Origin of the sequence: Amycolatopsis sp. SID8362, assembly GCF_010550475.1 — a bacterium.
Lineage (GTDB): Bacteria > Actinomycetota > Actinomycetes > Mycobacteriales > Pseudonocardiaceae > Amycolatopsis > Amycolatopsis eburnea.
In genome coordinates this window covers 1-16,505 of sequence record NZ_JAAGNB010001658.1, presented here as the reverse complement: position 1 = coordinate 16,505, position 16,505 = coordinate 1, and the positions used below count along the sequence as shown (strand labels likewise).

The window sequence follows — 16,505 nt, the reverse complement described above, 5'->3', positions numbered from 1 at the left end:
TTGGCGTGGCGCGGCGGGATCGCCAGGCGCAGGACGTCCGACAGCGTGCCGCCGTAGCGGTCGGCCACCGCCCGGCACAGCGCGTGCAACGACGGCGGCAGCACCGGCTCGGCCGACGTCACGCGGTCCAGGAACGCCAGCTTCCGGTCGTACTCGCTGGATTCGCCGCGCTCGATGACGTAGCCGTCGACGAGCTGGCCGGCGAACCGGACACGGACGCGGCAACCCGGCACGGCGGTCTCGTGCAGTTTCTCGGGCACGAGGTAGTCGAACGTGCGGTCCAGGTGGGCCAGGGGGATGTCGACGACGATCCGCGCGACCGGTCGCTCCGGCGCGGGCGACTGCGCGCCCTTGGCCTTCGCGCCGGGCTTCGGCGGTTTCCGGGCGCGCGAGGGCGCCGCCTTGGGCGAAGGCGGCTTCTCCGGGAGCTCCCAGAGGGCGGCGGGCTCGGAACTGCTCACGCCGAGATCTCTACCAGACCCCTCCGACACCCCCAACGCCGAACGCCGTGAAGGCCTCCTTACCGGGCATAAAAGCCGGTAAGGAGGCCTTCACGGACTTGCGGGTCAGGCGCCGGCGGCCGACTTCAGTGCCTCCGCGCGAGCCGTGCTCTCCCAGGGGAGGTCGAGCTCGGGACGGCCGAAGTGGCCGTACGCCGCGGTCGGGGCGTAGATCGGGCGCAGCAGGTCGAGGTCGCGGATGATCGCCGCCGGCCGGAGGTCGAAGACCTCGGTGATGGCCTGCTGGATCTTCGACGGGTCGACCGTCTCGGTGCCGAACGTCTCGACGAACAGGCCGACCGGGGCCGCCTTGCCGATCGCGTACGCGACCTGGACCTCGGTCCGCTGGGCCAGGCCCGCGGCGACGACGTTCTTGGCCACCCAGCGCATCGCGTACGCGGCGGAGCGGTCGACCTTGGACGGGTCCTTGCCGGAGAACGCGCCGCCACCGTGGCGGGCCATGCCGCCGTAGGTGTCGACGATGATCTTGCGGCCGGTCAGGCCCGCGTCGCCCATCGGGCCGCCGATGACGAAGCGGCCGGTCGGGTTGACCAGCAGGCGCGCGCCGGAGGTGTCGATGCCCAGGCCCTCGAGCTCGGGGCCGACGACGTGCTCCTTGACGTCGACGCTGAGCATCTTCTCCAGGTCGATGCCGTCGGCGTGCTGCGAGGACACGACGACCGTGTCGAGGCGGACCGGCTGGTCGCCGGCGTACTCGATGGTCACCTGGGTCTTGCCGTCCGGGCGCAGGTACGGCAGCACGCCGTCCTTGCGGACCGCGGTCAGGCGCTTGGAGAGCCGGTGGGCCAGCGCGATCGGCAGCGGCATCAGCTCGGGGGTGTCCGAGCAGGCGTAGCCGAACATCAGGCCCTGGTCGCCGGCGCCCTGGCGGTTGATCTCGTCCTCGTCCGACTCGACGCGCGACTCGTAGGCGGTGTCGACGCCCTGGGCGATGTCGGGCGACTGCGAGCCGATGGCGACGTTGACCCCGCAGGAGTTGCCGTCGAAGCCCTTGGCGGAGGAGTCGTAGCCGATCTTGAGGATGACGTCGCGGACGATCGTGGGGATGTCGGCGTAGGCCTCGGTCGTCACCTCGCCGGCCACGTGCACCTGGCCGGTGGTGATCAGGGTCTCGACCGCGACGCGGCTGCGCGGGTCCTTCGACAGGAGACCGTCGAGGATCGAGTCGCTGATGGCGTCGCAAATCTTGTCGGGGTGCCCTTCGGTCACCGACTCCGAGGTGAACAATCTGCTGCTAGACGCGGTCACGGTGGCCGTCACTTCCTCACCTAGACGTCGGATGCCCGGAAAGTTAGGCACCCCTTACCAGTGCAAGCGTACTGACTATCGCTCCAGGGACGGTCAACGCTTCATGAAGCTCACAACAGCGTCCCACACCATGGACGCCAGTTCCGCTTTCTGCACGAGAGGTAGGGGTTTTTCAGTGGAATCGGCCCCTAGCAGCCAGCCCGAATTGTCCTCGGTGCCGAACGCCTTGCCGTCCCCGACGGCGTTGACGACCAGCAGGTCCGCGCCCTTGCGCTTGAGTTTCGCGCGGGCGTGGTCGAGGACGCTGCCGTGCTCGTCGCCGGTTTCCGCGGCGAAGCCGACGACGACCTGCCCGGCCCGCCGGTTCCGCACCAGTTCGGCCAGGATGTCCGCGTTGCGGTCGAGGGTGATCACCGGGTCCGGCTGGTCGTCGGACTTCTTGATCTTGTGGTCGGCCCGGTTCGCCGGCCGGAAGTCGGCCACGGCGGCGGCCATCACCACGACGTCGGCGCGCTCGGACGCGGCGTGCACGGCCTGCCGCAGCTCCTCGGCCGTCGAGACGTGCTGCACGGTCGCGCCCGCCGGGTCCGGCAGCGCGACGGTGTGCGCGGTGACCAGGGTGACGTCGGCGCCGCGCTGGGCGGCGACGCGGGCCAGCGCGTAGCCCTGCTTGCCCGACGAGCGGTTGCCCAGGTAGCGGACCGGGTCGAGCGGCTCGCGCGTCCCGCCCGCCGACACGACGACGCGGACGCCTTCGAGGTCGCGCGGGAGGGCGTCCGGCCGGGCCAGCAGCAGCCGGGCCAGGTCGACGATCTCGGCCGGGTTCGCCAGGCGGCCCTTGCCGGTGTCGACACCGGTCAGCCGGCCGGAGTCGGGCTCGGTGACGATCGCGCCGCGCGAGCGCAGCAGGGCCACGTTGGCGCGGGTCGCGGGGTGCTCCCACATCTCCGTGTGCATCGCCGGGAAGAAGGCGACCGGGCACCGGGCGGTGAGCAGGGTGTTCGTCAGCAGGTCGTCCGCGAGGCCGTGGGCGGCCTTGGCGAGGAGGTTCGCCGTGGCCGGGACGACCAGGACCAGGTCGGCTTCCTTGCCGACGCGGACGTGCTGCACCTCCGGCACCTCGGTGAACACGCCGGTGTGCACCGGGTGCCCCGAGAGGGCTTCGAAGGTCGCCGCGCCGACGAAGTTCAGCGCGGCTTCGGTGGGGACCACGCGGACGTCGTGACCGGATTCGGTCAGCCCGCGCAGCACCTCACAGGCCTTGTAGGCGGCGATGCCGCCGCCCACGCCCAGGACGACGCGGGGTTTACTCACCCTCGGTGTGCTCGAGCAGGCCGCCGTGGATCTCGCGCAGCGCGATCGAGAGCGGCTTCTCGCGCGGGCCCGGCTCGACGAGCGGGCCGACGTACTCCAGCAGGCCCTCGCCCAGCTGGGCGTAGTAGTCGTTGATCTGGCGGGCGCGCTTGGCCGAGTAGATCACCAGCGCGTACTTCGAGCTGACCTTCTCGAGCAGGTCGTCGATCGGGGGGTTGGTGATGCCCTCGAGTTCTTCGGTCAAGGCGATCTGGCTGGTCACGCGTGGTGCTCCGATTCTTCGGAAGACTGAACCTTATTCTGGCTAGGTTGGCGCCACGGAACCGCAGGCTGCCTGCCTGCGGTGACGCTCGCGCCGACCGACGGCTGAATAAGGTTCACTGATCAGTAATCAAGTTTAGCAAGTGCTCGGCGGCCTCCCGCACGTCGGCGTTGACGACGCGGTGGTCGAACTCCCCCGCGGCCGCCAGCTCGCGCTCCGCTTCGGCCAGCCGGGCCTGCACGGCGGCCTCGTTCTCGGTGCCGCGCCCGGTCAGCCTGCCGACCAGTTCTTCCCAGGACGGCGGCATCAGCATCACCAGCCGCGCCTCCGGCATCGCCGCGCGGACCTGGCGGGCGCCCTGGAGCTCGATCTCCAGGATCGCCGGGCGGCCCTCGGCGAGCGCCTTCTCGACCGGCTCGCGCGGGGTGCCGTAGCGGTTGCCGGTGAACTCGGCCCACTCCAGGAGCCTGCCGTCGGCGATCATCGCGTCGAACTCGGCGCGGTCGACGAAGTGGTAGTGCGCGCCGTCGACTTCGCCGGGGCGGGGCTTGCGCGTGGTGACCGAGACGCTGAAGTAGATGTCGGGCTCCAGCTTCCGCAGCTCGCCCACCACGCTCGACTTCCCGACCCCCGAAGGCCCCGATACGACGGTGAGCCGGTGCCGGGGGAGGTCCCCCGTCACCGGCTCACCGCCGCGGTCGGCGCCCGGGGTCACCGGGTAGTCACGACCGTCGCCGTTCACTCGCCGCTGAACTCGGCCAGCAGCGCCTTGCGCTGCCGGTCGCCGAGACCGCGGAGGCGACGGCTGGGGGCGATCTCCAGTCGTTCCATGGTCTGCTGCGCGCGGACCTTGCCGACGCCCGGAAGGGCCTCGAGCAGAGCCGAAACCTTCATCTTGCCGAGGACTTCGTTCTCCTCGGCCTGCTTCAGCACGTCGACCAGAGTGGTACCGCCCCGCTTCAGCCGCTCCTTCAGCTCAGCACGGATGCGGCGAGCGGCGGCGGCCTTCTCCAGCGCCGCAGCGCGCTGTTCCTCTGTCAGCTGGGGAAGTGCCACGTTTTCCTCCGGTAGTTCTCAAATCTGGGTGGGTGACGCGACGGTACCCACCCGTGAGCACCGGCCACAATGCGGGGGTGCCTGGTGGGACCGGGTTCCGGCCCCTGCTATTGGCCGTTTTCCTGCGGGTCGGCCAGCACTTCGGCGACGCGTTCGACCGCTTGGCGCAAAGCCTGGTGCTCCGGACCGTACTTCAGGATGTCGCGGGACGACGCGGGCAGCACGCCCGGCAGTCCCGCTCCGAAAAGCGCCTTCAAATCGGCCACAGTGGCTCCCTGGGCCCCGAAACCGGGTGCCAGCACCGGACCGTTCAGCCGCGAGAGATCGAGTTCCCCCGGCGCAACGGTGGCGCCGACGACGACCCCTACATCGCCGAGCGGTGCCGCGGCTGCGTTGAGCGCCGCCGCGGAATCGACGATCGACTGCCCCACCGTGCGCCCGTCGGGCAGCTTCGCGTTCTGCACCGCGGCCGCTTCGGGGTTCGAAGTCCGAGCAAGCACGAAGATGCCGCGCCCCGCGGAGACCGCCGTTTCGGCGCATTGGGCCAAAGAGCCGAACCCGAGGTACGGCGAAACGGTCATGGCGTCGGCCGCGATCGCAGCGCCGTCGGCCACGTACGCGGCCGTGTACGCGGCCATCGTGGACCCGATGTCGCCGCGCTTGACGTCCAGCAGCACCAGCGCGCCCGCGGCACGGGCGGTCTCCACCACCCGTTCCAGGACGCGGACACCGGCGGCCCCGAAACTTTCGAAGAACGCCGACTGCGGCTTCACGATCGCCGCGCGGGCCGCCAGGACCTCCGTGGCGGACAGCGCGAACCGTTCCAGGCCCGAAGCGTCCACCGGGAGCCCCCAGGCCTCGATCAGGCCCGGGTGCGGGTCGATGCCGGCGCACAGCGGGCCGCGGGCCGCGACGGCCTTGGCCAGCCGCGCCCCGAACCGCTCCCCCGCCGTCACGACTTCGCCTTCAGCGCCGCCTGCAGCTCCTGCAGGGACTTCACCCCGATGTCGCCCCGGATGAGCGCCTCGATGCCGTGCACGGCCGCCGCGGCGCCCTGCACGGTCGTCACGCACGGGATGTCGCGCGACACCGCGGCGGTGCGGATCTCGTAGCCGTCGACGCGGGGACCGCTGTTGCCGTAAGGGGTGTTGATCACCATGTCGACCTCGCCCGCGAGGATGACGTCCACGATGTTCGGCTCGGCTTCGGTCGACCCCTCGTAGTGCTTGCGCACCACCGTGCACGCGACCCCGTTGCGCCGCAGCACTTCCGCGGTGCCGGACGTGGCGAGGATCTCGAACCCGAGGTCCGCCAGGCGCTTCACCGGGAACACCAGCGAGCGCTTGTCGCGGTTGGCGACCGAGACGAACACGCGCCCGGATGTCGGCAGCGAGCCGTAGGCACCGCTCTGGGACTTGGCGAAGGCCTTGCCGAAGGAGACGTCGACGCCCATCACCTCGCCGGTGGACTTCATCTCCGGGCCCAGCAGGGAATCCACGCCGTGGCCCTCGGGGGTGCGGAAGCGGTGGAAGGGCAGCACGGCTTCCTTGACCGCGACCGGTGAGTCGGCGGGCAGCTGCCCGCCGTCGCCCTCGGCCGGCAGGACACCGCTGCGGCGCAGGTCCTTGATCGACGAGCCGGTCATCACCAGCGCGGCGGCCTTGGCCAGCGGCACCGCCGTCGCCTTGGACACGAACGGCACCGTGCGCGACGCGCGCGGGTTGGCCTCCAGGACGTACAGGACGTCGTCCTTGAGCGCGTACTGGACGTTCAGGAGCCCCCGCACGCCCACGCCGCGCGCGATCGCCTCGGTGGAGCGGCGGACGGCCTGCAGGTCCGTGTGCCCGAGCGTGATCGGCGGCAGCGCGCACGAGGAGTCGCCGGAGTGGATCCCGGCCTCCTCGATGTGCTCCATGACGCCGCCGAGGTAGAGCTCCTCGCCGTCGAACAGCGCGTCGACGTCGATTTCGATGGCGTCGTCGAGGAAGCGGTCGACGAGCACCGGGTGCTCGGGGGTGATCTCCGTGGCGCGGCTGATGTAGCCGGCCAGGGTCTCCTCGTCGTAGACGATCTCCATGCCGCGCCCGCCGAGCACGTACGACGGGCGGACGAGCACCGGGTAGCCGATCTCGTCGGCGATCCGCTTGGCACCCTCGAAGGATGTCGCCGTGCCGTAGCGCGGCGCGGGCAGCCCGGCGTCGGTGAGCACTTCACCGAACGCGCCGCGGTCCTCGGCCAGGTGGATGGCCTCCGGCGGCGTCCCGACCACCGGGACACCGGCGTCGGCCAGGCGCTTCGCCAGTCCCAGCGGGGTCTGCCCGCCGAGCTGGACGATCACGCCGGCGACCGTGCCGGACGCCTGCTCGGCGTGCACGACCTCGAGGACGTCCTCGAAGGACAGCGGCTCGAAGTACAGCCGGTCGGACGTGTCGTAGTCGGTGGACACGGTTTCCGGGTTGCAGTTGACCATGACGGCCTCGAAACCCGCCTCCCGCAACGCGATCGCCGCGTGCACGCAGGAGTAGTCGAACTCGATGCCCTGGCCGATCCGGTTCGGGCCGGAGCCGAGGATGAGCACCTTCGGCTTGTCGGACTGAACGGCCACTTCGGACTGCGCGTCGGGGTCCGACTCGTAAGCCGAGTAGTGGTAAGGGGTTTTGGCCGCGAACTCGGCCGCGCAGGTGTCGACGGTCTTGAACACCGGCCGCACGCCGAGGCGGTGGCGCAGCGCGCGGACGCCGTCCTCGCCCGCCAGTTCCGGCCGCAGCGCGGCGATCTGGCGGTCCGAAAGGCCGGTGCGCTTGGCGCGGCGCAGCAGGTCGCCGTCCAGCACCGGCGCGTCGCGGACCTCGGCGCCGACCTCGCCGATGAGGGCGATCTGGTCGATGAACCACGGGTCGATGCCGGAGGCTTCGTGCACCTGCTCGACGGTGCCGCCGAGCCGCAGCGCGCGTTCCACTTCGTACAGCCGGCCTTCGTGCGGCGTGCGCAGCGAGTCCAGAGTGGACTCCAGCGTGACGCCCTCGGGGTCGGGCAGCGTCCAGAACCCGGTCGCCTTGGTCTCGATCGACCGCATCACCTTGCCGAGCGCCTCGGGGAAGCTGCGGCCGAACGACATCGCTTCGCCGACGCTCTTCATCGTCGTGGTCAGCGTCGGGTCCGCGCCCGGGAACTTCTCGAAGGCGAACCGCGGCATCTTCACGACGACGTAGTCCAAAGTGGGCTCGAACGCCGCCGGCGTCTCGCCGGTGATGTCGTTCTGGATCTCGTCGAGGGTGTAGCCGATGGCGAGCTTCGCGGCGATCTTGGCGATCGGGAAGCCGGTGGCCTTGGAGGCGAGCGCACTCGACCGGGACACGCGCGGGTTCATCTCGATGACGACCATCCGGCCGTCACGCGGGTTGATCGCGAACTGGATGTTGCAGCCGCCGGTGTCGACACCCACCTCGCGCAGCACGGCGATGCCGACGTCGCGCATCACCTGGTACTCGCGGTCGGTGAGCGTCATCGTCGGCGCGACGGTGACGGAGTCGCCGGTGTGCACGCCCATCGCGTCGACGTTCTCGATCGAGCAGACGACCACGACGTTGTCGCTCTTGTCGCGCATCAGCTCGAGCTCGTACTCCTTCCAGCCGAGCACGCTCTCCTCGATGAGCACCTCGGTGACCGGCGACTCGGTGAGCCCGGTGGACGCGAGCCGCTCGAGGTCCTCGGGCGTGTGCGCCATGCCGGAGCCGAGCCCGCCCATGGTGAAGGAGGGCCGGATGACGACCGGGAGGCCCAGTTCCTTGACGGTGGCGCGGACCTCGTCCATGTCGTGGCAGACGCGCGAGCGCGGAACCTCGGCGCCGATGGTGCGCACGATGTCCTTGAACTTCTGCCGGTCCTCACCGCGCTGGATGGCGTCGATGTCGGCGCCGATCAGCTCGACGCCGTACTTGTCGAGCACGCCGCGCTCGTGCAGGGCGACGGCGCAGTTGAGCGCGGTCTGCCCGCCGAGGGTCGCGAGGATCGCGTCGGGGCGTTCCTCGGCGATGACCTTCTCGACGAAGTCCGGCGTGACCGGCTCGATGTAGGTCGCGTCGGCGAACTCGGGGTCGGTCATGATGGTGGCCGGGTTCGAGTTCACCAGTGACACGCGCAGGCCTTCGCTGCGCAGCACCCGGCAGGCCTGGGTACCGGAGTAGTCGAACTCCGCGGCCTGCCCGATCACGATCGGCCCGGAGCCGATCACCAGCACGTGCTGGATGTCCGTCCTCTTCGGCATCAGGCCTTCTTCTCCATGAGCGAAACGAAATCGTCGAACAGGGGGGCCGCGTCGTGCGGCCCGGCCGCGGCTTCGGGGTGGTACTGCACCGAGAACGCCGGGACGTCGAACGCCCGCAGGCCTTCGACCGCGCCGTCGTTGGCGCAGTAGTGGCTGACCTGAGCCGCGCCGAACGGCGACTCGAAGCGCTGCCCGGGCTCGCCTTCCAGGGCGAAGCCGTGGTTCTGCGCGGTGATCGCGACCTGCTTGGTCGCGACGTCGATCACCGGGATGTTGATGCCGCGGTGGCCGTAGCGCATCTTGTACGTGCCCAGGCCGAGCGCGCGGCCCAGGACCTGGTTGCCGAAGCAGATGCCGAACAGCGGGATCTCGCGGCCCAGGACCTGCTTGGTCAGCTCGGTGGCGTGCGTCGTCGTGGCCGGGTCGCCCGGGCCGTTCGACAGGAACACGCCGTCCGGTTCGACCGCCAGCAGGTCGTCCAGGGTCGAGGTCGAGGGCAGCACGTGCACCTCGATGCCGCGCTTGACCATCTGGCGCGGGGTGTTGGACTTGATGCCCAGGTCCAGCGCGACTACCCGGAACCGCGTCTCGCCCTCCGCGGGAACCACGTAGGAGCGCGGCGTGGTGACCTGGCCGGCCAGGTCGGCGCCCTCCATCTTCGGGCTCGCCAGTACCTCCGCGACCATCTCGTCGACCGCGCCCAGCGCGTCGCCGGAAAACACCCCGGCGCGCATCGCGCCCAGCTCGCGCAGGTGCCGCGTCAGCGACCGGGTGTCGACCTCGGCGATGCCGACGATGCCCTGGCGCACCAGCTCTTCGTCCAGCGTGCGCTTGGAGCGCCAGTTGGACGGCGTGCGCGCGGGGTCGCGGACGACGTAGCCGTTGACCCAGATCTTCGAGGACTCGTCGTCCTCGTCGTTCCAGCCGGTGTTGCCGATCTGCGGCGCCGTCTGCACCACGATCTGCCCGTGGTAGGACGGGTCCGTCAGCGTCTCCTGGTAACCGGTCATGCCGGTGCAGAACACCGCCTCGCCGAGGGTTCGCCCCTGCGCGCCGTAGGCAGCGCCGCGGAACACCCGGCCGTCTTCGAGTACCAGTGCGGCCTGAGCGCGCGCGTTCACTGGGCACCTCCCTTGATCTTGAGCTGTTCGATCCACTGTGGATAGTCGTCGAGGTCGTCGCCGCGGAAGCCGGTGTCGACCTCGGTTTCGCCGGCCCGCCAGGTGACGACGAGCAGTGCGTCGGTGCCCATCACCTTCCCGGCGATCTTCGAGTCGCGGCGGACGCCGGTGATCGCCTCGCGCGGGATCCAGAAGCCGGGCGCTCCGCCGCGTTCGACCGCGACGCCCCCGGCGTGCAGCCGCCAGGACGCGGAAGTCCGCAGCCCCGCGCCCCGGGTGACGACCCGGTTCTGCCACTCCCCCGCGAACGTCGTGGCGACGTAGACGCCGGTGGACTCCAGCAGGACGTCACCCGGCTCCGCGGGGATCTCCGGGAACGGCGGCACCTGCACGCTCTGCGCGCGCGCCTTGCGCCGCCAGCCCACGTACATGCCCCAGAGGCAGAGCAGGAAGAAGGCGACGATCGCCAGCACCAGCCAAAGGCGTTCCATCAGCAGACCTTCCCGTCCCGCGCGGTGAGCCGCCCGCGCAGCAGGGTCGCGGTCACCACACCGGGGAGCCGCATTCCCTCGTACGGGGTGTTGGCGGCGATGCTGGCGAGTTCCGCGCCCCGGACGGTCCACTCGGCGTCCGGGTCGACGAGGGTCAGGTTCGCCGGCTCGCCGACCTCGATGGGGCGACCCTGGTCGGCCAGGTTGCCGATCTCGGCGGGGCGCTCGCTCATCACGCGGGCGACGCCGCGCCAGTCGAGCAGCCCGGTGCGGACCATGGTCTCGGCCACGATGGACAGCGCCGTCTGCAGCCCCAGCATGCCCGGCCGCGCCGCGCTCCACTCGGTGTCCTTGTCCTGCACGGCGTGCGGCGCGTGGTCGGTGGCCACGCAGTCGATGACGCCCTCGGCCAGCGCCGCGCGCAGCTTCTCCGCGTCGGATTCCGTGCGCAGCGGCGGGTTCACCTTGTTGACCGGGTCGTAGGTGGCCAGGCGCTCGTCGGTGAGCAGCAGGTGGTGCGGGGTGACCTCGGCCGACACCTTCGTGCCGCGGTCCTTGGCCCAGCGCAGCACGTCCGTGGTGCCCGAAGTGGACACGTGGCAGACGTGCAGCCGCGCGTTCGCGTGCAGCGCCAGCAGGCAGTCGCGGGCCACGATGGACTCCTCCGCGGCGGCCGGCCAGCCGGTGTAGCCGAGCCGGGCCGCGCGCTCGCCCTCGTGCGCCTGGGCGCCGACGGTCAGCCGCGGCTCCTCGGCGTGCTGCGCGATGACGACGTCGAGCGCGGTCGAGTACTCCAGCGCGCGGCGCATCAGCAGCGGGTCGGCGACGCAGAGGCCGTCGTCGGAGAACACCTTCACCCGCGCCTGCGAGTTCGCCATCGTGCCCAGCTCGGCGAGCTTCTCACCCTTGAGCCCGACGGTGACCGCGCCGACCGGGTGGACGTCGACCAGGCCGACCTCCTGCCCGCGCCGCCACACGTGGTCGACGATCACGGCGTTGTCGGCGACCGGGTCGGTGTTGGCCATCGCGAACACCGCCGTGTACCCGCCGAGCGCCGCCGCGGCCGAGCCGGAGTCGATGGTCTCGGTGTCCTCACGGCCGGGTTCGCGCAGGTGGGTGTGCAGGTCGACGAAGCCGGGCAGCAGCACCTGGCCGTTCGCTTCGACGATTTCGGCGTCTTCCGGGACGTCGACGGCGCCGATCGCGGTGATCACCCCGTCCTCGACGAGAACGTCGACCGGGTCGCCTTCGCCGTAGGGGCGGGCGCCCTTGATCACGGTGGTCACGCGGCGGCTCCTTCGCTGGCCAGGAGGTGGTAGAGGACCGCCATGCGCACGTGCACGCCGTTGCGGACCTGTTCGGTGATGGCCGAGGCCGGGGAGTCGGCGACCGCGCTGGCGATCTCCATCCCGCGCAGCATCGGGCCGGGGTGCAGGACGACCGCGTGGTCCGGCAGCAGCTTCTGCCGCTTTTCCGAAAGGCCGTACGCGATCGAGTACTCGCGTGCTGACGGGAAGAACCCGCCGTGCATCCGTTCCGCCTGGACGCGCAGCATCATCACCGCGTCGACCGCGGGCAGCTCGGCGTCGAGGTCGTGCGAGACGGTGACCGGCAGGCTCTCGACGCCGTAGGGCAGCAGCGTCGGCGGCGCGACGAGCACCACTTCGGCGCCGAGGGCGGCGAGCAGGTGGATGTTCGAGCGCGCGACCCGGCTGTGCAGGACGTCCCCGACGATCGCGATCCGGCGGTCCTTGAGCGAGCCGAGGCGTTCCCTGAGCGTGGCCGCGTCGAGCAGGGCCTGCGTCGGGTGCTCGTGGGTGCCGTCGCCGGCGTTGACCACGGACGTGCCGGGCTCGGCGAGCCACTCCGAGAGCCGCTGGGCGGCGCCGCTGGCGGGGTGCCGGACGATCACGCAGTCGGCGCCCGCGGCGGCCAGCGTCAGCGCCGTGTCGCGCAGCGATTCGCCCTTGTTGACCGAGGAACTGGACGCGGAGACGTTGATCACGTCGGCGCTCATCCACTTCCCGGCGATCTCGAAGGAGACCCGCGTGCGTGTCGAGTTTTCGTAGAACAGGGTGATCACCGTGCGGCCGCGCAGCGTCGGCAGCTTCTTGACCTCGCGGCCGAGCAGCGTGTGCTTCAGCTCGTCGGCGGTGTCGAGCACGGCGGTGGCCAGCGCCGGGTCGAGCCCGTCGGTGGCGAGCAGGTGCTTCAAGACTCTTCTCCCGGTGCGTCTGACGGGCGCAGCAGCACCGCGTCGCGGCCGTCGATCTCGGCCAGCAGGACGGACACGCCTTCGGTGCGCGCGGTCGGCACGTTCTTGCCCACGTAGTCGGCGCGGATCGGCAGCTCGCGGTGGCCGCGGTCGACCAGGACGGCGAGCTGCACCGCGCGGGGGCGGCCGTGATCACGGAGGGCATCGAGCGCGGCCCGGATCGTGCGGCCGGAGAAGAGCACGTCGTCGACCAGGATCACCACCCGGTCGTCGATGCCGTCGGGCGGCAGCTGCGTCTGTTCGAGCGCGCGCGGCGGGCGGCGGCGGAGGTCGTCCCGGTAGAGGGTGACGTCGAGGGCGCCGGTGGGCGGGCGGACCCCGGAGAACTCGCCGATCTTGTCGGCCAGGCGGGCCGCGAGCGGCGTGCCCCGGGACGGGATGCCGAGCAACACGGGCGGGGTAGTGCTCTCCGCACCGTTCGCGGTCTTTTCGATGACCTGATGGGCCATTCGGGCGATCGTGCGCGCGACATCGCCGGCCGTCAGGAGCTCGCGCTCCCCGGCCGAACCAGCCGCGCCACGCGGACGTGACGACACTGCCGACTCCTTCCCCGCCTCGCCGGACGGGTCCTTAAAGGACGTCTGTTCCCCTGCTGGTCGGGGCTTTCGCACCGACAGTAGCAGGCACTTTGCTCAGTCTTCCGGGTGGTGTGGCGTGATTCGCGGCAAGCTTCTGCTTGACCTGGTGACAACAATGCGTAACCATTACTCTGAGTATTCGACTCAGCGAGTCCCCTGGACCGGTCACCCCGACCGGTCGGGGGGTGAAGAACGGAGAACGACCAGATGGGCGATTACGCCAAGGCGCTCGGGGCCAAGCTCCGCGGGATCCGCCAGCAGCAGGGCCTGTCCCTGCACGGGGTCGAGCAGAAGTCCGGTGGGCGCTGGAAGGCCGTCGTCGTCGGCTCGTACGAGCGTGGCGACCGTGCCGTCACCGTGCAGAAGCTGGCCGAGCTGGCCGACTTCTACGGTGTGCCGGTGGTCGAGCTGCTGCCCGAGGGCCGGGTCCCCTCCGGTGCCGAGCCCGCCACCAAGATCGTGATCAACCTCGAGCGCCTGCAGCAGCTGCCGGCCGAAAAGGTGGGCCCGCTGGCCCGCTACGCGGCGACGATCCAGAGCCAGCGCGGCGACTACAACGGCAAGGTGCTCTCGATCCGCACCGAGGACCTGCGGTCGCTGGCGATCATCTACGACATGACGCCGGGCGAGCTGACCGAGCAGCTCATCGACTGGGGTGTCCTGCCGCCGGAGGCCCGTCCCTCCAAGGAAGACTGATCGCAGGTGTTGCTGTGCCGACGCAGTGAGCGTTCCCCGGTGGGGCACCGGAGACGCTCACTGGCTTCGTCGGGGGGCTCGCAGCAGGCCTAGAGAACGGCGCGGAGGCGGTCGGCGATGGTGCCGATCCGGCCCAGCACGCCGTTGACGAACCGCGGTGAATCGTCCGTGGACAGTTCCTTCGCGAGGCCCACGGCCTCGTCGATCGCGACCGGGTCCGGCACGTCCTCGGCCCAGAGCAGCTCGTAGACCCCGACCCGCAGCACCGCGAGGTCGACCTTCGGCATCCGCTCCAGGGTCCAGCCCTGCGCGTGCTCGGCCAGCAGCTCGTCGATCTGCGCCTTCCGGCCGGTGACGCCCTCGACCAGGCTGATCGTGTAGTCCGCGATCGGGTCGACCTCGGTCGCGCCGACCCGGTCGGCCAGCAGCGTCACCGCGTCGGTGTCGCGCTGCGCGGCCTCGTACAGCATTTCCACCGCGCGACGGCGCGCCTGCCTGCGGCTGATCGCGCCGCCGCGGTTCGGGTGGGGTTTCGAAGTGGGCATCAGCTGGAGACGCGGCCCAGGTAACGGCCGTCGCGGGTGTCGACCTTGATCTTCTCGCCGGTGGACAGGAACAGCGGGACCTGGATCTCCGCGCCGGTTTCCAGCGTCGCCGGCTTGGTGCCGCCGGTCGAGCGGTCGCCCTGCAGGCCCGGGTCGGTGTGCTGGATGATGATCTCGACCGACGTCGGCAGCTCGACGTACAGCGGCTCGTTCTCGTGCACCGCGACCTGGACCTCGGTGTTCTCGAGCATGTAGTTGGCGTTGTCGCCGACGACCTCGGCCGGGACCGTGATCTGGTCGTAGGTGTCGCCGTCCATGAAGACGAAGTCGGCGCCGTCCTTGTACAGGTAGGTCATGTTCCGGCGGTCCACCGTGGCCGTGTCGACCTTCGTGCCCGCGTTGAACGTCTTGTCGACCACCTTGCCGGTGAGCACGTGCTTGAGCGTCGTGCGCACGAACGCACCGCCCTTGCCCGGCTTGACGTGCTGGAACGCGGTGACGGTCCACAGCTGGCCCTCGAGGTTGAGGACGAGCCCGTTCTTCAGGTCGTTGGTCGTGGCCACGAGCTTGCAGTCTCCTGTGTCGAATCTTCGGGTTCGGGGCCGCTGTCAGACGACCACGAGGTTCTTGGTGCTCAGGGTGAGGAGTTCGGGCTCCCCAGCCCGCACGACGAGCGTGTCCTCGATGCGCACGCCACCACGTCCCGCGAGGTACACGCCGGGCTCGACGGTGACCGCCATACCGGCGGACAGTGTACCGACGCCCGTCGCGGCGAAGCTGGGCGCCTCGTGGATCTGCAGGCCGACGCCGTGGCCGAGACCGTGCGCGAAGTGCTCGCCGTGCCCCGCGTCCGCGATCACCTTCCGCGCCGCGGCGTCCACTTCGGACACCTCGGCGCCCGGCACGACGGCGGCGACCCCGGCCGCCTGCGCGGTGTGCACGAGGTCGTAGACCTCCCGCTGCCAGTCCGCGGGCTCGCCGAGGACGAAGGTGCGGGTCATGTCCGAGTGGTAGCCGTCGACGGTGGCGCCGAAGTCCAGCTTCACGAAGTCGCCGCGCTTCAGCTCGGCGTGCGTCGGCTGGTGGTGCGGGATGGCCGAGTGCGCGCCGGCGGCGACGATGGAGGCGAAGCTGAGCGCCTCCGAGCCGTGCACCAGCATCCGGTTCTCCAGGTCACGGGCGATTTCCAGCTCGGTCCGCCCGGGCCGGAGGCCGCCGGCGGCGACCAGGTCGTCCAGTGCCCGGTCGGCGGCGGCGCACGCCTGGCGCAGCGCCTCGATCTCGGCCTCGTCCTTGACCACCCGCAGCCGCTCGACCAGGCCGGGCGTCCGCGTGAGCGCCACCTGCTGCCGGAGCGCTTCGTACTCCTCGACGCTCATGTGCTGGCTCTCGAACCCGACCCGCGAATACGTCTTGGGGTCCTTCGCGGCCTTCGCGACGAGGGCTGCGGCGCTGGCCCGGTCGACGACGGTCTCGAGGTCGGGCACCTCCCCGGCCGCCTGCGTGGTGTAGCGGCCGTCGGTGCAGAAGAGGGTCTTCCCCTCCCCGCCCGCGTGCAGCAGCACGGCGGCGTTCGAACCGGTGAACCCGGTCAGGTAGCGGATGTTCAGCAGGTCGGTGATCAGCAGCGCGTCCACGCCCGCTCCGGTCAGGAGCTCACGCAGCGCCGCACGACGTCGTCCATGGGTTTCGGGCACGCGCCCAGCCTAGTGCGCGGTGGCCAGGCGACTCGTGAGTAACCTGGCCTACACTCCGCAGGATGAGCGCTTGGGTGAGCCGCGGACTGGGGATGGCGGTGCTCCACGGCGTCGCGCTGACGCTGCTGGCGAAGTACGCCGTGTACCACCCGACGGACCAGGCACTGGTCGTGTCGGTGACCCTGGCCGTGCTGGTCGGCGCGGCGGCGCTGTGGAGCGCGCTCGACGCCTGGCGCGGCGTCCCCGACCGCGGCCGCGCGTGGTTCATCGCGGCGCTGGTCACGGGGGTCGTGTCGGGGCTGCTGTACGTGATCGGGCGGGCGGTGTTCGTCGACCAGACGGGCGTGTCGGAGCTCGGGGGCGCGCTGACCGGCGGCGCGGCGTTCTCGGCGCTGCTGGTGCTGGTGCCGGCCGGGCTCGGGCTGTTCGTCGGC

The 16,505-nt window shown here is 70.8% G+C and carries 17 protein-coding genes and 1 pseudogene; 2 read left to right on the top strand and 16 right to left on the bottom strand.

The window, feature by feature from the left end:
• The 13 genes and pseudogenes from G3I65_RS50895 to pyrR form a co-directional block, all read right to left on the bottom strand.
• Window positions 1–461: pseudogene (locus G3I65_RS50895) on the bottom strand (primosome assembly protein PriA); the annotation flags it as partial.
• Window positions 462–566: 105 nt separating this feature from the next.
• Entirely contained in the window at window positions 567–1,769 is a 1,203-nt protein-coding gene (metK, locus tag G3I65_RS50890) for a methionine adenosyltransferase (protein ID WP_163046904.1), read from the bottom strand.
• A 93-nt stretch (window positions 1,770–1,862) separates the two neighbouring features.
• Complete coding sequence (gene coaBC, locus G3I65_RS50885; RefSeq protein WP_163046902.1) at window positions 1,863–3,083, bottom strand: bifunctional phosphopantothenoylcysteine decarboxylase/phosphopantothenate--cysteine ligase CoaBC; 1,221 nt, start codon at window positions 3,081–3,083, stop codon at window positions 1,863–1,865.
• The gene (gene rpoZ, locus G3I65_RS50880; RefSeq protein ID WP_086671175.1) at window positions 3,076–3,345 is read right to left on the bottom strand and encodes a DNA-directed RNA polymerase subunit omega; all 270 of its coding nucleotides are present in this window, start codon (window positions 3,343–3,345) and stop codon (window positions 3,076–3,078) included. The genes coaBC and rpoZ overlap by 8 nt, the downstream gene beginning before the upstream one ends.
• A 115-nt stretch (window positions 3,346–3,460) precedes the next feature.
• Window positions 3,461–4,087, bottom strand: coding sequence for a guanylate kinase (gmk, locus tag G3I65_RS50875; RefSeq protein WP_160703098.1), 627 nt, complete (start codon window positions 4,085–4,087; stop codon window positions 3,461–3,463).
• Window positions 4,084–4,401, bottom strand: a complete 318-nt coding sequence (gene mihF / locus G3I65_RS50870; protein ID WP_003096398.1) for an integration host factor, actinobacterial type — start codon at window positions 4,399–4,401, stop codon at window positions 4,084–4,086. Before mihF ends, gmk begins: the two co-directional genes overlap by 4 nt.
• A gap of 107 nt (window positions 4,402–4,508) precedes the next feature.
• The gene (gene pyrF, locus G3I65_RS50865; RefSeq protein ID WP_160703096.1) at window positions 4,509–5,357 is read right to left on the bottom strand and encodes an orotidine-5'-phosphate decarboxylase; all 849 of its coding nucleotides are present in this window, start codon (window positions 5,355–5,357) and stop codon (window positions 4,509–4,511) included.
• Window positions 5,354–8,668 (bottom strand): carbamoyl-phosphate synthase large subunit, encoded by a 3,315-nt coding sequence (gene carB, locus G3I65_RS50860; protein WP_160703094.1) that lies wholly within the window; start codon window positions 8,666–8,668, stop codon window positions 5,354–5,356. The genes pyrF and carB overlap by 4 nt, the downstream gene beginning before the upstream one ends.
• Window positions 8,668–9,789 carry a glutamine-hydrolyzing carbamoyl-phosphate synthase small subunit gene (gene carA, locus G3I65_RS50855; RefSeq protein ID WP_160703092.1) on the bottom strand — a complete coding sequence of 374 codons (1,122 nt, stop codon included), beginning with the start codon at window positions 9,787–9,789 and terminating at the stop codon, window positions 8,668–8,670. Before carA ends, carB begins: the two co-directional genes overlap by 1 nt.
• A complete protein-coding gene (locus G3I65_RS50850; RefSeq protein WP_160703080.1) occupies window positions 9,786–10,280 on the bottom strand; it encodes a transporter in 495 nt (164 codons plus the stop codon). The genes carA and G3I65_RS50850 overlap by 4 nt, the downstream gene beginning before the upstream one ends.
• A complete protein-coding gene (locus tag G3I65_RS50845; protein ID WP_160703078.1) occupies window positions 10,280–11,566 on the bottom strand; it encodes a dihydroorotase in 1,287 nt (428 codons plus the stop codon). The genes G3I65_RS50850 and G3I65_RS50845 overlap by 1 nt, the downstream gene beginning before the upstream one ends.
• Complete coding sequence (locus G3I65_RS50840) at window positions 11,563–12,495, bottom strand: aspartate carbamoyltransferase catalytic subunit (RefSeq protein ID WP_160703076.1); 933 nt, start codon at window positions 12,493–12,495, stop codon at window positions 11,563–11,565. Before G3I65_RS50840 ends, G3I65_RS50845 begins: the two co-directional genes overlap by 4 nt.
• Entirely contained in the window at window positions 12,492–13,091 is a 600-nt protein-coding gene (gene pyrR, locus G3I65_RS50835) for a bifunctional pyr operon transcriptional regulator/uracil phosphoribosyltransferase PyrR (protein ID WP_160703074.1), read from the bottom strand. The genes G3I65_RS50840 and pyrR overlap by 4 nt, the downstream gene beginning before the upstream one ends.
• Window positions 13,092–13,340: 249 nt before the next feature.
• On the opposite strand from pyrR, the gene G3I65_RS50830 reads away from it, so the two are divergent.
• Window positions 13,341–13,829, top strand: a complete 489-nt coding sequence (locus G3I65_RS50830) for a transcriptional regulator (RefSeq protein ID WP_003096372.1) — start codon at window positions 13,341–13,343, stop codon at window positions 13,827–13,829.
• A gap of 89 nt (window positions 13,830–13,918) precedes the next feature.
• Here G3I65_RS50830 and nusB read toward each other — a convergent pair whose 3' ends face one another.
• Genes nusB through G3I65_RS50815 form a run of 3 tightly spaced genes read right to left on the bottom strand, consistent with a single transcriptional unit; the run spans window position 13,919 to window position 16,071 of the window.
• Entirely contained in the window at window positions 13,919–14,374 is a 456-nt protein-coding gene (nusB, locus tag G3I65_RS50825; protein WP_160703072.1) for a transcription antitermination factor NusB, read from the bottom strand.
• The gene (gene efp, locus G3I65_RS50820) at window positions 14,374–14,937 is read right to left on the bottom strand and encodes an elongation factor P (RefSeq protein WP_160703070.1); all 564 of its coding nucleotides are present in this window, start codon (window positions 14,935–14,937) and stop codon (window positions 14,374–14,376) included. The genes nusB and efp overlap by 1 nt, the downstream gene beginning before the upstream one ends.
• 45 nt (window positions 14,938–14,982) lie before the next feature.
• The gene (locus G3I65_RS50815) at window positions 14,983–16,071 is read right to left on the bottom strand and encodes a Xaa-Pro peptidase family protein (protein WP_160703068.1); all 1,089 of its coding nucleotides are present in this window, start codon (window positions 16,069–16,071) and stop codon (window positions 14,983–14,985) included.
• A gap of 62 nt (window positions 16,072–16,133) precedes the next feature.
• Between G3I65_RS50815 and G3I65_RS50810 the strand changes: the two genes are divergently transcribed.
• A partial coding sequence (locus G3I65_RS50810; protein WP_166641616.1) for a B-4DMT family transporter occupies window positions 16,134–16,505 on the top strand: 372 nt, incomplete at its 3' end.